The sequence below is a fragment of the Acidovorax sp. LjRoot117 genome (assembly GCF_964252695.1).
Taxonomy (GTDB): Bacteria; Pseudomonadota; Gammaproteobacteria; order Burkholderiales; family Burkholderiaceae_C; genus Acidovorax.
In genome coordinates this window covers 398,469-418,490 of sequence record NZ_CAXUPO020000002.1, presented here as the reverse complement: position 1 = coordinate 418,490, position 20,022 = coordinate 398,469, and the positions used below count along the sequence as shown (strand labels likewise).

At 69.6% G+C, this 20,022-nt stretch carries 16 protein-coding genes; 11 read left to right on the top strand and 5 right to left on the bottom strand.

Annotated elements, in window-relative coordinates:
• The first annotated feature begins 244 nt into the window (after window positions 1-244).
• Window positions 245-1,528, top strand: a complete 1,284-nt coding sequence (locus ACSQ3D_RS07275) for a purine-cytosine permease family protein (RefSeq protein WP_056421258.1) — start codon at window positions 245-247, stop codon at window positions 1,526-1,528.
• Between the two features lie 239 nt (window positions 1,529-1,767).
• On the opposite strand, the gene thiD is transcribed toward ACSQ3D_RS07275, so the two are convergent.
• The gene (thiD, locus tag ACSQ3D_RS07270) at window positions 1,768-2,619 is read right to left on the bottom strand and encodes a bifunctional hydroxymethylpyrimidine kinase/phosphomethylpyrimidine kinase (protein ID WP_436126404.1); all 852 of its coding nucleotides are present in this window, start codon (window positions 2,617-2,619) and stop codon (window positions 1,768-1,770) included.
• 302 nt (window positions 2,620-2,921) lie between these two features.
• On the opposite strand from thiD, the gene ACSQ3D_RS07265 reads away from it, so the two are divergent.
• The 4 genes from ACSQ3D_RS07265 (at window position 2,922) to ACSQ3D_RS07250 (ending at window position 6,058) form a co-directional block, all read left to right on the top strand.
• The gene (locus ACSQ3D_RS07265) at window positions 2,922-4,064 is read left to right on the top strand and encodes an FAD-dependent oxidoreductase (RefSeq protein ID WP_436126403.1); all 1,143 of its coding nucleotides are present in this window, start codon (window positions 2,922-2,924) and stop codon (window positions 4,062-4,064) included.
• A complete protein-coding gene (gene thiS, locus ACSQ3D_RS07260) occupies window positions 4,061-4,258 on the top strand; it encodes a sulfur carrier protein ThiS (RefSeq protein WP_056168117.1) in 198 nt (65 codons plus the stop codon). The genes ACSQ3D_RS07265 and thiS overlap by 4 nt, the downstream gene beginning before the upstream one ends.
• An 80-nt stretch (window positions 4,259-4,338) precedes the next feature.
• Window positions 4,339-5,151, top strand: coding sequence for a thiazole synthase (locus tag ACSQ3D_RS07255; protein WP_436126402.1), 813 nt, complete (start codon window positions 4,339-4,341; stop codon window positions 5,149-5,151).
• Window positions 5,144-6,058 carry a thiamine phosphate synthase gene (locus ACSQ3D_RS07250; RefSeq protein WP_436126725.1) on the top strand — a complete coding sequence of 305 codons (915 nt, stop codon included), beginning with the start codon at window positions 5,144-5,146 and terminating at the stop codon, window positions 6,056-6,058. Before ACSQ3D_RS07255 ends, ACSQ3D_RS07250 begins: the two co-directional genes overlap by 8 nt.
• 211 nt (window positions 6,059-6,269) lie before the next feature.
• On the opposite strand, the gene ACSQ3D_RS07245 is transcribed toward ACSQ3D_RS07250, so the two are convergent.
• Window positions 6,270-8,567, bottom strand: a complete 2,298-nt coding sequence (locus ACSQ3D_RS07245; RefSeq protein ID WP_436126401.1) for a type IV pilus assembly protein FimV — start codon at window positions 8,565-8,567, stop codon at window positions 6,270-6,272.
• A 72-nt stretch (window positions 8,568-8,639) separates the two neighbouring features.
• Between ACSQ3D_RS07245 and ACSQ3D_RS07240 the strand changes: the two genes are divergently transcribed.
• The 5 genes from ACSQ3D_RS07240 (at window position 8,640) to ACSQ3D_RS07220 (ending at window position 14,537) form a co-directional block, all read left to right on the top strand.
• Window positions 8,640-10,160: a 3-hydroxyacyl-CoA dehydrogenase gene (locus ACSQ3D_RS07240; protein WP_056423223.1), complete on the top strand. Its 1,521-nt coding sequence runs from the start codon at window positions 8,640-8,642 to the stop codon at window positions 10,158-10,160.
• 208 nt (window positions 10,161-10,368) lie between these two features.
• The gene (locus tag ACSQ3D_RS07235; RefSeq protein ID WP_436126400.1) at window positions 10,369-11,148 is read left to right on the top strand and encodes an oxepin-CoA hydrolase, alternative type; all 780 of its coding nucleotides are present in this window, start codon (window positions 10,369-10,371) and stop codon (window positions 11,146-11,148) included.
• 188 nt (window positions 11,149-11,336) lie between these two features.
• Window positions 11,337-12,056 (top strand): Crp/Fnr family transcriptional regulator, encoded by a 720-nt coding sequence (locus ACSQ3D_RS07230; protein ID WP_056421251.1) that lies wholly within the window; start codon window positions 11,337-11,339, stop codon window positions 12,054-12,056.
• Window positions 12,057-12,084: 28 nt separating this feature from the next.
• Window positions 12,085-13,170, top strand: a complete 1,086-nt coding sequence (locus ACSQ3D_RS07225; RefSeq protein WP_436126399.1) for a phosphotransferase — start codon at window positions 12,085-12,087, stop codon at window positions 13,168-13,170.
• A gap of 92 nt (window positions 13,171-13,262) precedes the next feature.
• The gene (locus ACSQ3D_RS07220; protein WP_056168097.1) at window positions 13,263-14,537 is read left to right on the top strand and encodes an acyl-CoA dehydrogenase family protein; all 1,275 of its coding nucleotides are present in this window, start codon (window positions 13,263-13,265) and stop codon (window positions 14,535-14,537) included.
• Window positions 14,538-14,738: 201 nt separating this feature from the next.
• Here the strand turns inward: ACSQ3D_RS07220 and ACSQ3D_RS07215 are convergent, their stop codons facing one another.
• Entirely contained in the window at window positions 14,739-15,467 is a 729-nt protein-coding gene (locus ACSQ3D_RS07215; protein WP_396505558.1) for a hypothetical protein, read from the bottom strand.
• A 215-nt stretch (window positions 15,468-15,682) separates the two neighbouring features.
• Here ACSQ3D_RS07215 and ACSQ3D_RS07210 point away from each other — a divergent pair, with 215 nt between their 5' ends.
• The gene (locus ACSQ3D_RS07210) at window positions 15,683-16,321 is read left to right on the top strand and encodes a hypothetical protein (RefSeq protein ID WP_436126398.1); all 639 of its coding nucleotides are present in this window, start codon (window positions 15,683-15,685) and stop codon (window positions 16,319-16,321) included.
• A gap of 94 nt (window positions 16,322-16,415) precedes the next feature.
• On the opposite strand, the gene ACSQ3D_RS07205 is transcribed toward ACSQ3D_RS07210, so the two are convergent.
• A complete protein-coding gene (locus tag ACSQ3D_RS07205; RefSeq protein ID WP_436126397.1) occupies window positions 16,416-17,429 on the bottom strand; it encodes an asparaginase in 1,014 nt (337 codons plus the stop codon).
• 22 nt (window positions 17,430-17,451) lie between these two features.
• Complete coding sequence (locus tag ACSQ3D_RS07200; protein ID WP_436126396.1) at window positions 17,452-20,001, bottom strand: penicillin acylase family protein; 2,550 nt, start codon at window positions 19,999-20,001, stop codon at window positions 17,452-17,454.
• Between the last annotated feature and the right edge of the window lie 21 nt (window positions 20,002-20,022).

Genomic DNA, 20,022 nt, shown 5'->3' with positions numbered 1-20,022 from the left:
ACAATCGCGCCGCTGCCTTCGGGCGGCAATGCTAGGGGTGTCCCGCCGAGCGCGGGGCTGAGATCACACCCTTTGAACCTGTTGCACACCCGCCGTCTGATCGCCTGACGGCTGTGTGCGTGAGATCATCCTCGCGCAGGGAAGCCAAGTCCGACGACGCCACGCCCTGCACCCCTTGCGCTGCCGGGCGCCAGCCACCCGGGCCGCCCCTGCTCTGTACGCCTGTCTGTCTACGGAGCCCTCCATGCCTGTCCACACCGCCGCGCCCGCTGCCACCAACGAAGCGCTGGCCCCCGTCTCCCCCGACCGCCGCGTCTTCCAGTGGCACGACCACGCCTCGCTCTGGTTCAGCCTGGGCGTGGGCCTGCTGGTCATGCAGGTGGGCGCGTACCTGATGCCTGCGCTGGGCACGCAAGAGGCGCTGATCGCCATCGTCTGCGGCTCCATCGTGGGCGCGGGCCTGCTGGGCTGGGTGGCCAAGCTGGGCTGCGACAGCGGCCTGGCCAGCGCCGGGCTGATGCATGCGGTGTACGGCCGCACGTTCGCCAGCCTGCCGATCATCTTGAACATCGTGCAGCTGGTGGGCTGGGGCACGTTCGAGCTGGTGGTCATGCGCGATGCCACGGTGGCCATCGGCCAGCAGTCCGGCACCCTGGCCGGCGCGCACTGGCCCGTGCTGGCCACGCTGCTGTGGGGCGGCGTGGTGATGCTGCTCATCAGCGGATCGATGGTGCAGCTGGTGCGCAAGGTGATTGCCCGCGTGGCGCTGCCGCTGGTGGTGCTGTCGCTGCTCTGGCTGTCGTGGCAGTTCTTGTCGCTGGCGCAAGCCCAGGGTTTTGAAGCGCTGTGGACGCGCAAGGGCGCAGGCGGCATGGGCGTGCTGCCCGCGCTGGACCTGGTGATCGCAATGCCGATCTCGTGGCTGCCGCTGGTGGCCGACTACGCGCGCCACGGCAAGAGCGGTGGCGCTGCGCTGCGCGGCACCTGGCTGGGCTACGCGCTGGCCAACATGTGGTGCTACACCCTGGGCGTGTTGGTGGCGCTGACGCTGCCCAGCAAGGACCTGGTGCAGGCGCTGCTGCTGGCCCAGGGCGGGCTGATCGCACTGTCGCTGATCCTCATCGACGAGGTGGACAACGCCTACGGCGACACGTACTCGGGCGCGGTGTCGGCCCACAGCCTGCTGCCGCGCTGGAGCGTGCGTCGCTGGGGCCTGGGCGTGGCCGCCGTGTGCACCGCCCTCGCGCTGGTGCTGCCCATGCACAGCCTGGAGCCCTTCCTGCTGCTGCTCAGTTCGGTGTTCGTGCCGCTGTTCGGCGTGATCCTGGGCCGCCTGGCATTCGGCGCCAACGCGCCCGCACTGCTGGCCAATGCACGCCGCGTGAATGCGGCGCCGGTGGCCATCTGGGTGCTGGGCATCGCGGTGTACCACCTGGCTCCGCAGGTGGTACCCGGGGCCGGGTCGGCACTGCCGGCGCTGGCGTTCAGCTTTGTGCTGGCGCTGGCCACGCGGCCGCGCGCTGCGTGATCTGCACCCCTGGCAAAGCCTGCAACGCCTTCACCCTGGCGTTGCTACCAAATTCATAGCTTCTACCGCTTTATGGACAAGCGGTAGCAGCCTAAAAGCCATACATCAGTCCCGAACCATCCCCATGGCTGCGGCATCTTTTATTTAACTTGAACAAACCGTTCGGGCTGAGCTTGTCGAAGCCTTGCGCGGCGCTTCGGCAAGCTCAGCGTGAACGGTTCAAGTTGAAGAACGCCGAATCAATAAACCACGACCTGCGCCACCGGCGCATAGCCGTGGTTCAGCGGCCCGTGGCCACGGCCCGTGTGCACGTCGGCACCGGCGGCGATGGCGCCCAGGATGTAGCTCCGGGCGCGCTCCACCGCCTGCTGCAGCGGCAGGCCCAGCGCCAGGTGCGCGGCAATGGCGGACGACAGCGTGCAGCCCGTGCCGTGGCCGTTGTGCGTGGCGATGCGCGCTGATTCGAGCCGCTGCGCCACGCCGCCGCGCGTGCCCAGCAGGTCCACCACCCAGTCGCCGGGCAAGTGCCCGCCCTTGAGCAGCGCGGCGGGCGCGCCCAGCGCCAGCAGGCCATCCACCGCGCCCTGCAACGCATCCACACCCTCGATCGTGCGGCCCAGCAGCCAGCCGGCCTCGTCCAGGTTGGGGGTGATCACCTCGGCCAGCGGGAACAGCTCTTGGACCAGCACCGCCACCGTCTCCTGCGCGATCAGCCGGTCGCCGCTGGTGGCCACCATGACAGGGTCCAGCACCACGTGCGGCAGCTGGTAGGTGCGGATGGCATCGGCCACCACGCGCACCACCTCGGGCGAATGCAGCATGCCGATCTTGACCGCATCCACGCCGATGTCCTGCACCACCGCGTCGATCTGGGCCTTGAGCATCTCGGGCGGAATGCCGTGGATGCCGGTGACGCCGCAGGTGTTTTGCGCGGTGATGGCGGTGATCGCCGTCATGCCGTAGCAGCCCAGGGCGCTGAAGGTCTTGAGGTCGGCCTGGATGCCCGCCCCGCCGCCGCTGTCCGAGCCGGCAATGGAAAGCACGCGTGCGTAACGCCGCGCCGCGGGGGGCGCCTGAGTCGAAGATGTCATGGCAAAAATTATGGCCTATGCGCCACATCAAAAAGGCGCGGCAGAGGGATGTGCTGTAATTGATTTTTCCGGACGAAACAGGGGTGTCCCGCCCGCCCGGTCATGGATGCATGGCCGGCAAGGGGACTGAGAAATACCCTGGGGCCCCGCATCGCCACCGGCATGCACCCGCCCCGCTACCCGATCCAGGTCATGCTGGCGTGGGGAGTTTCCACCAACGGCACAGCCCCGTTTTGTCCCTTGCACCCCGGCTCGCACTGTCGTCGCGCCTGGCCTGCAGCCCACGGACACACGAATCGCCTATGCCCCTGTCACCCTCTTCCTTTGCCATCCTGGGCGCAGGCCTCATGGGCCGTCTTCTGGCCGTGGAGCTGGCCCGCCAGGGGCACCGTGTCGACATCTACGACGCCGGCGGCCCGGCCGCCGAAGGCTCGGCCGCCACCGTGGCGGCGGCCATGCTGGCGCCCCTGGCCGAATCGGCCATCACCGAGCCCGGCGTGGTGCGCATGGGGCACCACGCCCTCACCCGCTGGCCGCAGCTGCTGGCGCCGCTGGCCGAGCCGGTGTTCTTTCAGCAGGCGGGCACCCTCATCGTCTGGCACCGGCAGGATGCCGCCGAGGCCCAGCGCCTGACCCGCCAGCTGGAGACCAACCAGCGCACCGTGCAGGAGCTGCCCAGCCTGCAAAAGCTCGATGCCACCGGCCTGGCCCAGGCCGAGCCCACGCTGGCCCACCGGTTTGCGCAGGGCCTGTACCTGCCCGGCGAAGGCCAGCTGGACAACCGCCAGCTGCTCGCCGCCCTGGTGGTGGAGATGCAGCGGCTGGCAGTGCGCACCCACTGGCACGCACCCCGCTCGCCCGAGGCCTTTGCCCCCGGCCAGCCGGGCCAGCCCGACTGGGTGCTCGACTGCCGCGGCCTGGGCGCCCGGCCCCAGTGGGCCGCGCTGCGCGGCGTGCGCGGCGAAGTGGCGCGCATCCACGCCCCCGACGTGACGCTGCAGCGCCCCACGCGGCTCGTGCACCCGCGCTACCCCATCTACATCGCGCCCAAGGAAGACCACCTGTTCGTCATCGGCGCCACCGAGATCGAGTCCGACGACCTGTCTCCCGCCAGCGTGCGCTCCACGCTGGAGCTGCTGTCTGCCGCCTACGCCGTGCACCCGGGATTTGGCGAAGGCCGCATTCTGGAGTTGGCCACGCAGTGCCGCCCCACCCTGCCCGACAACCTGCCCGCCATCCGCCAGCCGCGCCCCGGCGTGCTGGAGATCAACGGCCTGTACCGCCACGGCTTCATGATCGCGCCCGCCATGCTGGATGTGACGCTGGAGGTGCTGAACGCGGGACAATCGCAGCTTTCGCAACGTTTTGACCTGGCGCTGGACCTGGAGCCCACCCCCGAGGGCCCGGCCCGCGCCACCGATTCAGCAGCCCGCGCCATCGCATGAACATCTCCATCAACCAGACCCCGCACGACCTGCCCGAGGGCGCCACCGTGGCCGACGCCGTGGCCGCCATCGCCGCGCGGCCCCCGTTCGCCGTGGCGGTGAACACCACCTTCGTGCCCAACACGCGCTATGCCGCCCACACGCTGCAGCCGGGCGACCGGGTGGAAGTCATCTCGCCCGTGACAGGGGGCTGATCCACCCTCAAATTCGAGCAAAATCGGCCCCTACCGCTGATCCAGCAAGCGCTAACAGCTATCAAATTCATAGTACAGACATGACCACCCCGACGCCCCAAGACCCCCTGGTGCTGTACGGCCAGCTGTTCGCCAGCCGGCTGCTGCTGGGCACCTCCCGCTACCCCTCGCCCGCCGTGCTGGAGGCCGCCGTGCAGCGCGCGCAGCCGGCCATGGTCACCGCGTCGCTGCGCCGCCAGGGCAGCAACCCGGCCGAGAGCGGCAACAGCTTCTGGGAGCTGCTGCGCAAGCTCAACGTGCCGGTGCTGCCCAACACCGCGGGCTGCCACAGCGCGCAAGAGGCCATCACCACCGCGCAGATGGCGCGCGAGGTGTTCGACACGCCGTGGATCAAGCTCGAACTGATCGGCGACGACTACACCCTGCAGCCCGACACGCTCAACCTGGTGGGCGTGGCCGAACACCTCATCAAGGAAGGCTTTCAGGTGCTGCCCTACTGCACCGAAGACCTGGTGCTGTGCCAGCGCCTGGTGGACGTGGGCTGCCAGGCCGTCATGCCCTGGGCAGCGCCCATCGGCACCGGGCGCGGCCCCGTCAACCCGTATGCCCTGCAGACGCTGCGCGAGCGGCTGAACGTGCCCATGTTGGTGGATGCCGGGCTGGGCCTGCCGTCGCACGCCTGCCAGGTGATGGAATGGGGATACGACGGCGTGCTGCTGAACACCGCCGTCGCCCTGGCGCAAGACCCGGTCGCCATGGCTGGCGCGTTTGCCGACGCGGTGAACGCCGGGCGCACCGCGCGCCGGGCCGGCGCCATGTCGGCGCAGGATGCCGCCCAGCCCAGCACGCCCGTGCTGGGCACCCCTTTTTGGCACCATGCTCAAGATGCTTGATACGAAAGCCCTGGCGCAACAGATCGTTGCGCACCACGCCGCCACCTTTGCGGGCTTTGCGCCCCAGGCGGCGCCTGCCTCCACCCGGCAGGACCCGGCCTATCTGGCGGCACTGCAGGCCTGCAGCACGCTGGGTTTCATCGCCCACGACGCCGAATGCGTGGCGCAGGCCTGGCAGGCCCGCACCGAGCGCACCGGCGCCGTGCAGCCCGAACTCTGGCCCGACGCGCCCGAGGACTTCGGCCTGCAGCCCGTGCCGCGCGCGCAGGCATTCGCCCCCTGCCCGCAGCACCTGGGTCTGTACGCCGTGCTGCCCGACGCCGACTGGGTGGGCCGCATGGCCCGTGCGGGCGTGCCGACGGTGCAGTTGCGCTTCAAGTCCGACGACGCCGCGGCCATCGACCGCGAAGTGCGGGCCGCCGTGCAGGCCGTGCTGGGCACGTCCGCGCTACTGTTCATCAACGACCACTGGCAGGCGGCCATCGCCGCGGGTGCCTACGGCATCCACCTGGGCCAGGAAGACCTGGATGCGCTCAGCGCGGACGACCTGCAGGCCCTGCGCGCGTCCGGCCTGCGCCTGGGCGTGAGCACCCATGGCTATGCCGAAATGGTGCGCGCGGATGCCGTGGGCCCGAGCTACATCGCCATGGGCGCCGTGTTCCCCACCACGCTCAAGAAGATGGCCACCGCGCCCCAGGGCGTGGGCCGCCTGGGCGTGTACGCGCGGCTGCTGCGCCACTACCCGCAGGTGGCCATCGGCGGCATTGGCGCCGGTCAGTTCGCGGAGGTCCTGGCGACCGGCGTGGGGTCGATCGCGGTGGTGAGAGCGCTGGTCAATGCGCCCGACCCGGAGGCCGAAGCCGGCGCCCTGATGCGGGCCATGCGGGTCGTGGGCACCACCGCCTGAACCCGCGGCGCCCTGCGGGCTGCGGCTCGCGCCAGCCTTGGTCGCGTCGCCTGCCAGAGCGGCAGCCACCACGGACCCGCTGAACGGCGGCGCTGCCCCGCACCGCAAGACGGGCGTGGGCAGAACCCGAAAGAATGGGAACAAACTCGGAAAGGCCGGCAAGCGCTCGGCCCCTCGCCCATCCGCAACCCCCGCTCAGCGGCTCAGCGGCTCAGGGACGGCCCTTGTTGCTGTTGTCCTTTTGCTCCAGCTCCAGGCGCAGTTCCATCAGGTCGTTGTCCATGCCAAAGCCCACCGCCCCGCCCGATGCCGGAGGCGGCGTGACCGGCACGGGCGGCAGGTCGCTGAGCGTGAGGTGGGGAGGCTCGGACAGGTCCAGGTCCAGCGGCGCGCCCCGCGTGTCCACAGCGACGCCAGGCGGTGCCATGGGGGGCCGCGTGGCCGCAGGCGGCTCGGGTGTCTGCACGGCGCGCGGCGTGCGCAGCGACTCGTCGAAATCGAACTCCAGGCTGGCCGCCAGCGAGTCGAGCGGCAGGTCGTCTTGCGGCGCGGCAGGCCGGGGCGGCGGGGCCGAGGGCTCGGGCATCACCACCGCGTCGATGCGATCGGGAGCCAGCGGCGTGGTGCGCTTGCGCGGCCCGTCGTCGCCGCGTGCGGAGGCCGGCGTGGTCTGCGCAATGGCCAGCAACAGCAGCAGCTCGTCGTAGGCCGCCATGTCGAACGGCTCGATGGCGCCGACACCATCGCGCCTGAACAGGTACTTCTCAAGCAGTACCAGCACGGACGGCGACGTCCACTCGGCCTCGATCTCGGCCAGTGCATCGGTGTAGTGGTACAGCATGCGTCCCGTGCGGTGAAAGCCGGTGAACTCCGGCACCTGCGCGTTGAACGACTGCATGAACTGCTTGCGCAGCTGGGCGAACTCTTCCACGCGGCTCAGCGTGTGGTACAGCCGCAGCAGCTCCAGGTACGCCAGCGGGGACACATCGCCGCGCTCGTCGATGTGCTTCTTGAGCACTTCGATGGCCTGCTGGTGCTCGCCCACCGAGATGAAGAACTCGGCTTGCTGCTGGATGTCGAACAGCTCTTCCGGGCTGACGATGTGCAGCGCTGCCCGGCTGGCGGAGGCCGATGCGGCGGCGGCTGCCGCTGCGGTGGCCGCGGTGCTCGCAGGCGCCGGCGCCGTGGGGCTGGGCGAAGCCTGGGTATCCGCCATGGAGGGCGCCAGCGGCGCGGCCCCCGAGCTGCGGCCGGCCCCCTGGGCCGCCGGGGCTGCGGCGGGCGCGGCCTGCGGCACTGGGGACGGCGTGGTGTCGGGCGGCAGCCAGGTGTCGCCCGGATGGGGCCTGAGGCCCAGCGCCTCGTCGCGGGCCGCGAGCGCGGGGTCGCGCCCGCCCAACGCAGCCACGGAGTCGCGCCAGTCGCGGATGGCCTTCTCGGAGCGGGTGCGCATCCGCACCAGCACCCACGCCACCAGCAGCAGCGCGGCGGCCAGCAGGCCACCGAGCACATACACCACCAGGGCGGGGAAACGTTCTTCCTGGACCTGCTCCAGCTGTTGCTGCGCCTGCGCGGCGCTGGCGCGGTCGCGGCTGGCCTGGGCGCGCAGGGTGGCCATGTCGGCCTCCAGCGCCTTCAGGCGGTCTGCGTCCTGGTTGATGTCTTCGGGCTGCGCGTTCAGGGACTTCCAGACCGCAGCAGCCTGGGCACGCTGTGCAGACGGCTGGTCCGACGGCGTGACCAGCAGCTCGGGCGACGAACGCAGGGCCACGGGGCGGTCAAGCCACAGGTCCAGCGGCTCCACGACCAGGCGCGAGCGCTCTGCGGGCTTGGGTGCAGCGGCCGCAGCCGCAGCCGCGGGAGGGCGCTGCGCACTGCGCGCTGGCGCCGCATTGTTGGCTGCAGCGCGTGGCACCGGCCGGCTGGCAGCCGCGGCGGGTGGCCGCGCTGGCGCGGCAGGCGTGTCACCGGGCAATGCGGCGGGCGCGGAACCGGCGGGGGCACGCTGAGCGGTAGTGCCCGTGCCCATGCCAGTTGCGGCGCTGGTGCCGGCCGCGCTGCGGGGCACGTCCGCCGAGCCGGGCGTTGCCGACGACAGCCGTGACACATCGACAGGCGCCGTGGAGCGCGCCACCGAGGCAGGCAGTTCGGACAAAAAGGTATAGGTGCGGCTGATCTTGCTGCTGCAGCCCGCCGACAGCGTGACCGTGAGCACGGGCTCGTCGATGGCCACGTTGGCCTGCACGCGCACACCGGGCGGGCGGCCGCGCATGTCGGGCAGCGGCGTGATGCGCACCCGGGCGTCGCCGATGGGGGTATCACCGGCCCGGACCTGGGCCGACACGCAGGACGATGCGACATCGGAGCCGGCATCCGGCTGCACCTCGAACGACACATCCAGGGGCGCGCCCAACACCACCGTGCCTCTGCTGCTGCCGAGCGAGAGTGCACCGGCGCCCGCAGCAACCACCCACAGCCCGGCTCCAAGTACGGTGTTACGGATTTTCACAATAGGTTCTATTTATGGTGCGGCCCATTCTTGCACATAAGTCCCGGTCAAGGCCAGAGCCATAATGGCGCTATGAAAATTCAGTTTCACCACATCGGAATCGTAGGCACCGGCGCCATGGGCCGGGGCATTGCCCAGATCGCAGCCCAGGCCGGAAGCCAGGTGTATCTGCTGGACGCCAATCCCGGCGCCGCCCAGGCCGCGCAGGCCGCGCTGCAAGAGCAGTGGGCCAAGCTGGTCGCCAAGGGGCGCATCGAGGCCGACGAGGCCACGGCCCTGGCAGCGCGGCTGCACCCGGTGCAGGCGGTGGCCGACCTGGCGGGCTGCGACCTGGTGGTGGAAGCCATCGTGGAGCGCCTGGATGTGAAGAAAACGCTGTTCGCCGAGCTCGAAGCCGTGGTGCGCAGCGACGCGGTGCTGGCGACCAACACGTCCTCGCTGTCCGTCACCGCGATTGCGGCGGGCCTGCAGCGGCCCGAGCGCCTGGCGGGCTTTCATTTCTTCAACCCCGTACCACTCATGAAGGTGGTCGAGGTGATCGCCGGGCTCAAGACCGACGCTGCCGTCTGCACCGCGCTGGCTGCATACGCCCGCCAGATGGGCCACACGCCCGTGCAGGCGCAGGACACGCCGGGCTTCATCGTCAACCACGCAGGGCGCGGCTTCGGCACCGAGGCCCTGCGCATCGTGGGCGAAGGCGTGGCCGACTTCGCCACCATCGACCGCATCCTGCGCGACCAGGTGGGCTTCAAGCTCGGGCCCTTCGAGCTGATGGACCTCACGGCGCTGGACGTGTCGCACCCGGTGATGGAATCCATCTACCGCCAGTACTACGACGAGCCGCGTTTTCGGCCCAGCGTGATCACCGCGCAGCGCCTGGCCGGGGGCGTGGTGGGCAAGAAGGTGGGCGAAGGCTTCTACCGCTACGTGGACGGCGCGGCCCAGGTGCCCGCCGAGCCACCCGTGCCCGTGGTGGGCGACATCCCGCCGGTGTGGGTGTCGCCCCGCGCCGCGCGGCGTGCCGAGCTGTACCAGCTGCTCAAGGACCTGGGCGCCACCATCGAGACCGGGCAATCGCCCTCGCCGCAGGCCATCACGCTGGTCGCGCCGCTGGGCTTTGACGTGACCACCGTGGCGGTGGTCGAGCGGCTGGACCCTGCGCGCACCATCGGCATCGACATGCTGGTGGAGGACGCAGCCACCAAGCGCCGCGTGCTGGCCACCAACCCCGCCACGCGCGTGGACATCCGCAACGCGGCGCACGCCCTGTTCGCCCGCGACGGCAAGGCGGTGAGCGTGATCCGCGACAGCGGCGGCTTCGTCACGCAGCGCGTGGTGGCCACCATCGTCAACATCGCCGCCGACATCTGCCAGCAAGGCATCTGCTCGCCCAAGGACCTGGAGACCGCCGTGACCCTGGGCCTGGGCTACCCGCAGGGCCCGCTGGCCATGGGCGACCGCTGGGGCCCGACCAACATCCTCGAGGTGCTGTTCAACATGCAGACCGTGTATGGCGACACCCGCTACCGCCCCAGCCCCTGGCTGCGCCGGCGCGGCGCCATCGGCCTGAGCCTCACCCACGTCGAGGAATGAATTCGGTGCATCCCCCTGAGTCGCTTTCGCGCCTTCCCCCTTCTCTCGAATTGCTATGCAATTCGGGAAGGGGGACGCAGCCGGTGCGGCGGGGCGGCCCTTGCACGGCTGCCCTCGCTTAGGCCGCGCCCAATTTTGGCAAACTTCACGCGGTGAATAACGCCGTGAAAACCTGACGGCTACAGTCGAAGCCGTTTCGAGAACAAAGATGCCCGCAGAACTCAAGAGCACCAGCCAGGGCCAGACCCTGATCCTGACCCTCAGCAACCCCGAACGGCGCAACGCGATCGACCCGTCGATGTACGCGGCGGGCATCGAGGCGCTGAGCGTGGCCGAAGGCAGCGCCGACATCCGCAGCGTGATCATCACCGGCTCGGACGGCATGTTCTGCTCGGGCGGCAACCTGCAGCGCCTGCTGGCCAACCGCCAGCAGCCGCCCGAGGTGCAGGCCCAGAGCATCGAAGGCCTGCACAACTGGATCGAGACCATCCGCACCTACCCCAAGCCCGTCATCGCAGCGGTCGAGGGCGCGGCGGCCGGTGCGGGCTTTTCGCTGGCGCTGGCCTGCGACTTCATCGTGTCGGCGCGCAACGCGGTGTTCGTGATGGCGTACAGCAACGTGGCGCTGTCGCCCGATGGCGGCGCGAGCTGGAGCCTGTCGCAGGCCCTGCCCCGGCAGGCGGCCACCGAGATCCTGATGGGCGGCGACCGCATCGGCGCCGAACGCCTGCACGCGCTGGGCGTGGTCAACCGCGTGGCCGAGCCCGGGGCGGCGCTCGATGCGGCGCTGGCGCTGGCCGAGCAGCTCAATGGCAAGGCGCCCAACGCGCTCGCCAGCATCAAGGAGCTGCTCAACGACGCGCCCGGTGCCAGCCTGACCCAGCACCTGGGCCACGAGCGCGACCACTTCGTGAAGAACCTGCACCACCTCAACGGCGGCGAGGGCATCACCGCCTTTTTGGAAAAGCGCGCGCCGCGCTACGAGTGACCGCGCGCCTTGCGCCGCGGCAGTGTCCGCGTCGCTTGCAAAGCGCTCCACAAGCCCCTGCGTGCCCCGTCGGCACCCAGGGGTTTTTTTCTGCGCGCACGCGCAGACGCGCAGGTGACAACCCTGACGCAGCGCGAAGGTCCCTCACGCGACAATGGTCCTGTTTCTAGTCACGCAAAAGACAGGCCATGGACGACCCGATTCTTACTATCGAAGAACGTGAAGCGATCAACTCAGGTCGCTGGTTTTCATCCCTTTCACCCTCGCTACGCCACGACATCCTGCGATGTGCATACGTCAAACGCTTCAAGGACGGCGGCCTCATCGCCGCCCGCGGCGACCCGCCCGAGGAGTGGATTGCCTGCGCGCGCGGTGCGGTGCGGGTGAGCTCCACCTCCATCTCGGGCAAGCAGATCACGCTGACCTATGTGGAGCCGGGCATCTGGTTCGGCGACGTGGCGATCTTCGACGGGGACCGGCGCACGCACGATGCCTATGCGCATGGGGACACCACGATCCTGTGCGTGGCCAAGGCCGACTTCAAGAAGATCCTCGCGGCGCACACCGAGCTGTACGAGGCCATGCTGCGCCTGCATGCACGGCGCATACGGCAGCTGTTCGGGCTGGTGGAAGACCTCAACACCCTGCCCTTGCGCTCGCGCCTGGCCAAGCAGCTGGTGCACCTGGTGCGCAGCTACGGCGTGCCCAGCCTGTCGGACGGCAGCGAGATGCGCATCGGCCTGCAGCTGGCGCAGGAAGAACTGGCGCAGCTGCTGGGCGCATCGCGCCAGCGGGTGAACCAGGAGCTCAAGGCCATGGAGCGCGAGGATGCCATCCGCATCGAGCCGGGCGGCCTGGTGGTGCGCGACCGGGAGGCGCTCATGCGCATTGCCGAAACCGACAACTGAAGAACGACAACACACCCCTCGCCCACCCATGAGCAATTTCGACCATTTCGTGGGCACCCGGCCCGTCTCCGACCAGCACGCGTTCGACATCGACACGCTGACGGCCTGGCTGGCACAGCACATGGAGGGCTTTGCCGGCCCCCTGACGGTGGAGATGTTCAAGGGAGGGCAGTCCAACCCCACCTACAAGCTCATCACCCCCGGCACCAGCTACGTGATGCGGGCCAAGCCCGGCCCGGTGGCCAAGCTGCTGCCCTCGGCCCATGCCATCGAGCGTGAATTCGCGGTGATGAGCGGCCTGTACGGCACCGACGTGCCCGTGCCCCGCATGTTCGTGCTGTGCGAGGACGAATCGGTCATCGGCCGCGCCTTCTACGTCATGGAATGCATGCAGGGCCGTGTGATGTGGGACCAGTCCCTGCCCGGCATGGAGCCCGCCGAGCGCGCCGCGATCTATGACGAGATGAACCGCGTGATCTCTGCGCTGCACAGCGTGAAGTTCGCCGACCGGGGCCTGGCCGGCTATGGCAAGCCCGGCAATTATTTCGACCGCCAGATCGGCCGCTGGAGCAAGCAGTACGTCGCGTCGGTCACGCAGCCCATCCCCGAGATGGACAAGCTCATGGAATGGCTGCCCGCCCACATGCCCGCCAGCGCGCGGGACGAGGGGCACGTGTCCATCGTGCACGGCGACTACCGGCTCGACAACCTGATGTTCCACCCCACCGAGGCGCGCGTGATCGCGGTGCTCGACTGGGAGCTGTCCACGCTGGGCCATCCGCTGGCGGACTTCAGCTACCACTGCATGAGCTGGCACATCCCCGCCGCCATGGGCCGCGGCATCGCCGGGCAGGACCTGGCGGCGCTGGGCATCCCCGACGAAGACAGCTACATCCGCCGCTACTGCGAACGCACCGGCATCGCCACGCCCGACGCACTGCGTGCCGACTGGAACTTCTACCTGGCCTACAACATGTTCCGCATCGCCGCCATCCTGCAGGGCATTGCCAAGCGGGTGGAAGCCGGCACCGCGTCCAGCGCGCAGGCCAAGGCCTCGGGCGACACGGCACGGCCCATGGCCGAGCTGGCCTGGTCGTTCGCGCAGCGCGGATGAAGACCACACCCACGCCCGCACCGAGACCCACACGATAGAGCGGCACCGACGCCGCCCTGACGATCCCACGATTACCAACGGAGACGACACCCATGGACTTTGACTACTCGCCCAAAACCAAGGAACTGCAGTCCAGGCTGCTCCAGTTCATGGATGACCACATCTATCCGAACGAGGTGGCGTACAAGAACGAGCTGATCGCCAACACCGCGGCCGGCAAGCGGTGGACGGCCCTGTCCACCATCGAGAACTTGAAGCCCAAGGCCCAGGCCGCCGGTCTGTGGAACCTGTTCCTGCCGGTGGACAGCGCCGCAGCCTCGGGCTACGACGGTGCAGGCCTGACCAACCAGGAATACGCGCCCCTGGCCGAGATCATGGGCCGCGTGCCATGGGCGAGCGAGGTGTTCAACTGCTCGGCGCCCGACACCGGCAACATGGAGACCATCGCCCGCTACGGCGACGAGGCCAACAAGGCCCGCTGGCTCAAGCCGCTGCTCGAAGGCAAGATCCGCTCGGCCTTCGCGATGACCGAGCCCGACGTGGCCTCGAGCGACGCGACCAACATCGAGACGCGCATCGACCGCGACGGCGACGAGTACGTGATCAACGGCCGCAAGTGGTGGATCTCCGGTGCGGCCGACCCGCGCTGCGCGGTGTTCATCACCATGGGCAAGACCGACCCCGAAGCGCCGCGCCACTCGCAGCAGAGCATGGTGCTGGTGCCCGCCGATGCCAAGGGCATCACCATCATCCGGCCGCTGAACGTGTTCGGCTACGACGACGCGCCGCACGGCCATGTGGAGATGACCTTCGAGAACGTGCGCGTGCCCGTCTCCAACATCCTGCTGGGCGAAGGCCGCGGCTTCGAGATCGCCCAAGGGCGCCTGGGCCCCGGGCGTATTCACCACTGCATGCGCCTCATCGGCCTGGCCGAGCGCGCGCTGGAGCTGATGTGCAGGCGCGCCTCGTCGCGCGTGGCCTTCGGCAAGACCGTGGCGCAGCAGACCGTTACGCAGGAACGCATTGCCGAAGCCCGCTGCAAGATCGACATGGCCCGCCTCTTGACCCTGAAGGCCGCCTGGCTGATGGACGTGGCCGGCAACAAGGTCGCCAAGACCGAGATCGCCATGATCAAGGTGGTGGCCCCGAGCATGGCCTGCCAGGTCATCGACTGGGCCATGCAGGTGCATGGCGGCGGCGGCATGAGCGACGACTTCCCGCTGGCGTACGCCTACGCCGGTGCACGCACGCTGCGCTTTGCCGACGGCCCGGACGAGGTGCACCGCAACGCGATCGCCAAGTGGGAGCTGGGCAAGTACGGCGCCTATGGCCGCGATGCGGGTGTGCCGATCACTCGCGGAAGTTAAGTAAGCACCCCCTGAGCCGCTTCGCGTCTTCCCCCTCTCTCGCGCTGCGCGCGGGACGGGGACGCACGCGGTGGCCTGGCGAAGCCAGTTCCACGGGTGCACTGGCCGGGGGCGTGCCAGTTTCGGAGGGCGGGGGCGTATCGCGCCAAACAACACGGGGCCACAGGCCCCGTTTTTGTTTTGCAGCGAGAGTGTGCGATGTCAGCGGCCGAAACCCGCCTCGTCATCCGGCCCCGCCACCGACATGGGCGGCAGGTTCTGCAGCGCGGCCTGGCCGGCCACCAGCAGGAGTTGCTTGGCGTGCGCGATCTCGGCCAGGCTGCGCTGGGTGTGTTCCAGGCGCAGGTAGACCTTGCCGCGCGCGAGCATCAGCACCATGGGGGATTTGGCGCGTTCGGCGCCGCCCTCGCCTTCCACCGCGTTGAGCAGCTGCGAGACCACGGGCGCGTGGATCCAGCGCTGGGCCTGCTCGATGCGCTCGGCGACCACGGTGAAATGGTCGCGGAACGACGCGGGCAAGCCGGGCCAGGTCACTTCCTCGTACATCGACAGCCATCGCATTTCTTCAGGCAGGCTGGTGCTGATGGCCGTCTGCAGGGTGTCGGTGATCTCGTCGTAGGCGGTGCGCTCCAGCACCTCCTGCAGGGGGCGGTTGATCACCATCACCGCGGCGTCAGGGTCGGCGCCCACGTCGGCGCGGCCGCGCAGCTCCAGGCCCTGCACGTAGTCGCGCGTGGGCGTGCTGCACTCGAGCCGCCAGGGGTGGCCGTGGATGTCGCCGCCCAGGTCGAAATGCCCGTCGGTGGCGTGGGCGACGATGGGCAGGCGCTGGTCCGCCGCCCAGCGGGACACATCCCGGTTGGTCACAGGCCGGCCGGGGGCGCCCAAGGAGCCAGTGGCGCTGAATGCTTTGCGGAGACGGTCAAACATGTTGGGCCGAAGCACAAAGCTTCGCAAGAGTCACAGGTGCAGGCATTATTGAGGGCATTGCAGTGGATAGAAAGCCCCCCTGAGTCGCCTGGCGGCGCCTTCCCCCAGAGGGGGACGCACCCGGTGGACTGGCGAAGCCAGATCCACGGGTGCACTGGCCGGTTGCGCGCCAGTTTCGGCGGTTGTGCGTGTGAGCACGCTTTTTGGATGAAGACATGTTTTTTGTGACTGTGAACCGGCGTTTTGCCGTGACGGCTTTGGTTGCTGGTGGTGTGCTGGCAGCCGTGCCCGCGGCCTCTGCGCCATTGCCCCAGGATGCCTCGCCCACGGCGCGCCGGCTGGTGCGCTGGGCCACCGATACGGCCGACCACCAGGGCCTGCCGTTTGCCGTGATCGACAAGCCTGCCGCTCGCATCCATGTGTTTTCGGCACAGGGGCAGTGGCTGGGCAGCTCGCCGGTGCTGCTGGGCGCGGCGCTGGGCGACCGGTCGGCGCCGGACATCGGCCAGCGCCCACTGTCGCAGATCCGCCCAGAAGAGCGCACCACGCCCGCTGGGCGCTTCGTCACCGAGCCCGGGCGCAATTTGAAGGGCGACGACATCGTCTGGATCGACTACGACGCCGCCGTGTCGCTGCACCGGGTGCGCAGCGTCAGCGCCGCCGAGCGCCGCCACCAGCGCCTGGCCAGCCAGGGCGCGCAGGACAAGCGCATCAGCTACGGCTGCGTGAATGCGCCCGAGGCGTTCTACAACCAGTTCATCGCACCGCTGTTCGGCCAGTCACGCGGCGTGATCTATGTGCTGCCCGACACGGAGCCGTTTGCTACTATTTTTGTAGCTGCTAGCGCTTACTAGTCAAGCGGTAGCGGCATTTTTCAATCAAATTCCGGCGCGCGCAGCGCAGTGGCCCGCACGACAGCCCCGGCAGAACCACTGTCAAACACCCGGCTCAGGCGCTGGCGGGCTCCAGCTTGAACACCACCCGCCGCTCGCCCACCTGCAAGCCCTTGGCGTTGACGATGCGTGCGGACCGGCGCGGGGCCAGTGCCTCGCGCTGACCGGCATCCAGCCAGCCGAGCTGCTCCATCACCTCCACGGCAGCCGCGACCTGCGCCACCATGCTGCCGTCCATGACCTTGAGCGCAAAGGCCTCGCCCCGGCTGCGGCTTCCCACCACCTGCACGCCGTCGGCGCCGGTCTTGGATACCCAGTCACCCTGCCCGGCCCGCATAAAGTCCAGGTCATGCCGCCCGGTGCCCGAACCCAGTTCGGGCCGCGCGACCATCGCGTCGGCCAGCGTGGTCAGGCTGTCGTGCAACGCAGTATCCGGTGCGCCGCCCGCCAGACGCGCATAGCCGCGCGCCAGGTACGCCAGCGGCATGGCGTAGTTGGGCGCCGAGCAGCCGTCGATGCCCATGGGCATTTGGTCGGGCGCCAGGCCCACGGCCTGCGCCACATGGTCACGAATGGCCACCTGCAGCGGGTGTGCCGGGTCCAGATGCCCCTGCAGCGGCAACCCCTGCTGCACGCAGTGCGCCACAAAACCCGCGTGCTTGCCGCTGCAGTTGTTGTGGCGCTCGTCGGGCACGAAGCCTGCAGGCAGCGTTCCCAGCCCCAGCTCTGCGAACAGCGGCCGGTGGCAGCCGCACTGCAGCGCGTGGTAGTCCTGGCCCACGGTGGCCAGCATGCGCTCGGCCTGCGCCACGTGCATCGGTTCGCCGTTGTGGCTGGCGCACAGCAGGGCCAGCTCGCCCTGGCCCCAGCCCAGTGCGGCCGCGCCGCCTGCCTGCATGAACGGCAGCGCCTGGAAGGCCTTGATGGTGGAGCGGGTGAAGGTGACGGTGTACGGGTCGCCCACGCGGGCCAGCACCTTGCCTTCGCGGTTGGACACCGCCACGGCACCCCAGTGCTGACACTCGGGAAAGCCGCCGCGGCTGACGTCGATCAACGGTACGAAACCCATGGTGTATTCCTTGCAGGCCGCGTCACTTCGCAGCGGTGTCGGGGGTCAGCGTGAGCGTATGCACCCAGCGTGCGGGCTCGCGCTGCAGCCCGCGGTAGCCGGTGGCCGCCCAGGTGGTGCTCATGTCGCGGTAACGCGGCGAGAACACCAGGCCGCTCTGGCCCGTCTGGTAGATGAAGCGCGACTGCTCCAGGTCGGCCAGGTCGTACACCGCGCGCAGCGATGCCGCATGGCGGTTGACGAACGGGCCGCTGGCCTCGCCCGCGTTGTACTGGCCCACGTTCACCGTATAGCCGTCGCCATGCGAGGGCACGCTCACGTCGAAGAAACGGGCCAGGGCGGGCACGTTGCCAAAAGGCCGGTGCACGCTGAGCGCGGGGTGTGCCGCGCCCCAGCGCCACTGGGCCGGGTCAGCGCCATAGGCGGCCTGCAGGCGGTCGAGCGCACGGCCCAGGGCGGCGGCGGACTGCTCGGCGCAGGTCGCGGGCTGGCACCACCAGGTGTCGTTGCGCTCCAGGATTCCCTCCAGCGCCGCACGGTAGTCGCGCTTGCCGTAGGTGGCGGTGAAGCGGTCCTCGCCGATGCGCGGGACGATGAGGCCGCGGGCCAGCTCGTCCGTCCAGGCGGCAAAGATCAACGGGGCCGGCTTGTTCGCGTCCATCACGCCATCGAAGCCCTGCAGCTGTTTGTGCGCTGCGGCTGCCAATGCATGGGACGACTGTGCCTGCTGCAAGTACGGCAGCAGGCGGCGCGCCGCGAGCGATGTGATGTCGCGGTGGATGGCCTGCATGCTGGCCGCGTCGTGCTTCGGCGTGGCTTCGATCAATTGTGCGATGCGGTCGTAGCGGTAGGGCAAGGCCCAGTCCTGGGTCAGGAAGTGCGGGTAGTCGGGGGCCGTCACGCGCTGGTTGGCCGTGGCGATCCATCCCTTGCTGCCGTCGTCCTGCGGGGTCTGGTCGTACGGTATCCAGCCCTTCCAGTCGTAGCGCGCATCCCATCCCGGCGACGGGGCCACGCCGCGGATGTCGTTGGCGGCATCGCGCAGCGGCGCGCGGCCTGCGGCCTTGAAGCGGATGGTGCCCTGGTCGTCGGCCGCCACCACGCTCTGCATGGGCGAATGGTAGTGCGCCAGGCCCGCAAACAGCTCGTCCACGCTCTTGGACTGGTTGGTCTTGAAGCCCGCGACCACCGTCTGGTTGTCGTCGTCCAGGGCGCTCCAGCGCAGCGCCAGCACGTACTTGCCCAGGTCGAGCACTTCGGCGTGCGACTTCTGCGCGTCGCTCAGCACCGGGCCGTGCCGGGTGCTGCGCAGCGGCACCTTCACGTCGGCCTCGCCCTTGACGCGGATGGTCTCGTTGCGCACCGTGAACGGCGCCCAGCCGTCGGGCGTGCGGTACTGCGTAGGGTCGGCGGGGTTGATCTGCTCCAGGTACAGGTCCTGCACATCGGGCCCGGTGTTGGTGAAGCCCCAGGCCACCTTGTCGGTGCGGCCCAGCACGACGAAGGGCAGGCCCGGCAAGGTGGCGCCCACCGCGTCGATGGGCGCGATCGGCGTGCCGTCGGCGGCCTTGCCGGCCGGTGCCTGCAGCCCCGCGAAGTACCAGATGGCGGGGGCCGACAGGCCCAGGTGCGGGTCGTTGGCCAGCAGCGGCTTGCCGCTCACGGTGCGCGTGCCAGCGATCACCCAGTTGTTGCTGCCCTTGCCCTCGTTGGTGCCCGCGTTGCGCGTGAGCTCGTCGGCCCAGGCCAGCATGCCGGCGCTGATCTGGCGGGACAGCGGGCCTTGGGCCTGCCGCCCGGCCACACCGGCCACGTCTTCTGCTGCGGAGCCCGGCACGGCCGCGGTGGAGCCCGCCCCGGCCGCGCGGTACACACCCAGCTGGCGGTACAGCGCCGCCAGGTCGGCCGTTGCGGCGGGCTTCTCGCCAGGGTATGGCGGCATCAGCTGCCACAAGCGGTCGGTGTCGAGCGTGCGGGCCACCGACAGGCGCGCGAACTCGGTGCCCCAGTTGCCGCCCAGGTCCAGCGCCATCATCAGCGCCCAGCCCACGCTGTCTTCGGGCTCCCACACGGCACGCCGGTCGCCTCCGGGCTTGGCGCCCAGCAGCAGGAACTCCGGCGGCAGCGCCTGCGGGCGCTGGTTGTGGAAGGCGTGGATGCCCTGGCTGTAGGCCTGCAGCGCCTCCTTGGCGTATGGCGGCAGCCCCGCATACTGGCGGCGCGCCACGCCCATGATGTCCAGCGCGCGCATGAGCTTGTCGGTCTCCAGCGTGGCGGGGCCGAACAGTTCGGACAGCTCGCCGTGCATCACGCGGCGGTTGAACTCGAGCTGCCAGGTGCGCTCCTGCGCATGCACGTAGCCCATCGCAAACCAGGCGTCCTGCGGGGTCTGCGCCCGCACGTGCGTCACGTCGGCCGCATCGCGCTGCACCTGCACCGCCTGGGCCAGGCCCGCCACGCTGAGCTTGCCGTCCAGCGCCGCAAAGCTGCGCTGCACATACACCGCTGCGCCGGTCCCGGCGAGCAACGCCACCGCCACCAGGCCGACGGCGGTCCGCTTCATCCATGCCATATTGATCTGTCTCCGATACTG